The sequence below is a fragment of the Arthrobacter sp. 4R501 genome, from assembly GCF_002929755.1.
Taxonomy (GTDB): Bacteria; Actinomycetota; Actinomycetes; order Actinomycetales; family Micrococcaceae; genus Arthrobacter.
The window spans coordinates 1-1,770 of the sequence record NZ_PJIW01000044.1; the positions used below are offsets into that span (position 1 = coordinate 1).

The 1,770-nt window shown below is 70.4% G+C and carries 2 protein-coding genes; both read left to right on the forward strand.

Translation table 11 applies throughout. The features are described 5' to 3' along the window. A partial coding sequence (locus CXR02_RS21805; protein WP_104063886.1) for an SDR family oxidoreductase occupies window positions 1-675 on the forward strand: 675 nt, incomplete at its 5' end. After that, on the forward strand, window positions 675-1,770 hold a 1,096-nt coding region (locus CXR02_RS21810), incomplete at its 3' end, for an L-idonate 5-dehydrogenase (protein WP_181037335.1). The genes CXR02_RS21805 and CXR02_RS21810, both read left to right, overlap by 1 nt.

Here is a 1,770-nt window from a genome sequence, read left to right on the forward strand (position 1 = left end):
GGGGCGACGGTGGTGCTGAACGGGATTAATGCGGAGCGGTTGAAGGCGGCGGAGGTGGCGATGGCCGCGGACTTCGCCCCGGGGCGGGTCCATGGTGTCGCGTTTGATGTCACCAGTGATGCCGAGGCTGCCCGGGGTGTTTCGTGGGTGGAGGAGCATGTGGGGCCGCTGCAGATCCTGGTGAACAATGCCGGGATCCAGCACCGGGTGCCGATGCTGGAGCTCGATGTCGCGGATTGGGAGCGGGTGATCAGGACGGATCTGACGAGCGCGTTCCTGGTGGGGCGGGAGGCCGCCCGGCACATGATCCCGCGCGGCAGGGGCAAGATCATCAATATCTGTTCGGTGCAGACGGACCTGGCCCGGCCCACGATCGCCCCGTATGTGGCGGCGAAGGGCGGGCTGCGGAACCTGACCCGGGCGATGACGGCGGAGTGGGCGGGGTCCGGGCTGCAGATCAACGGGATCGCCCCGGGCTACATCCATACCGAGATGACGCAGAACCTGGTGGACGATGAGCAGTTCAATGCCTGGATCCTGGGCCGGACCCCGGCGCACCGGTGGGGCACGGTCCAGGACCTGGCCGGCCCGGCGGTGTGGCTGGCTTCGGACGGGTCGGATTTTGTGAACGGGCAAACGATCTTTATCGACGGCGGAATGACGGTGGTGGTCTGATGGGCGCTCCAGCAGTGGCTCAGGGGACCGAAGCAACAGCCCTGCCTGTTTCTCTGCCTGCGTCGGGTGCGGCGGTGGTGGCGCATGCGGCGGGGGATCTGCGGATCGAGGAGGTCCCGCTGGGTGCACCTGCCGCGGACCAGGCTGTGGTGGAGGTTGCGTACGGCGGGATCTGCGGGTCGGACCTGCATTACTGGCTGCACGGGGCGGCGGGCGAGTCCGTCCTGAGGGCGCCGCTGGTGCTGGGGCATGAGATTTCCGGGACCGTGGTCCGGGCCGCGGCGGACGGGACCGGCCCGGCCGCGGGCACCCCGGTCGCGGTCCATCCGGCCACCCCGGGCCCGGGGGCGGGGGAAGTGCGGTGGCCTGCGGACCGGCCCAACCTCTCCCCGGGCTGCACGTACCTGGGCAGCGCGGCACGGTTCCCGCACACCGACGGGGCGTTCGCCCGGTACGTGAACCTGCCCGCGAGGATGCTGCGGGCGCTCCCGGCCGGCGTGGATCTGCGGACCGCGGCACTGATCGAACCCGCGTCGGTGGCCTGGCACGCCGTCGCCCGTGCCGGGGACGTGGCCGGCAAGAGCGTGCTGGTGATCGGCTGCGGCCCGATCGGCGCCCTGGCCGTCGCGGTCCTCAAACGTGCCGGCGCCGCCCGGATCACCGCCGTCGACGTCCATGCCAAACCGCTGGAGATCGCCGCCGCCGTCGGCGCGGATCACACCCTGCAGGCCGGCGACACGGACGCGATCGCCGCCGTGCAGGCGGACGTGGTCATCGAGTCCTCCGGCAGCCACCACGGCCTGGCCTCGGCCATTCAGGGCGCGGGGCGCGGCGGGACCGTGGTCATGGTCGGGCTGCTGCCCACCGGACCCCAGCCGGTCCTGATCTCCCTGGCCATCACCCGGGAACTGGACCTGCGCGGATCCTTCCGCTTCAACAACGAAATCGACGACGTCATCACCGCCCTCGCCGACCGCACCCTGAACATCGGCCCCGTCATCACCCACGAATACCCCCTCAGCCAAGGCCTGGAAGCCTTCGAAACCGCCAGGAACTCCGCCGCATCAGGAAAAGTACTCCTCAACTTCCAACCGG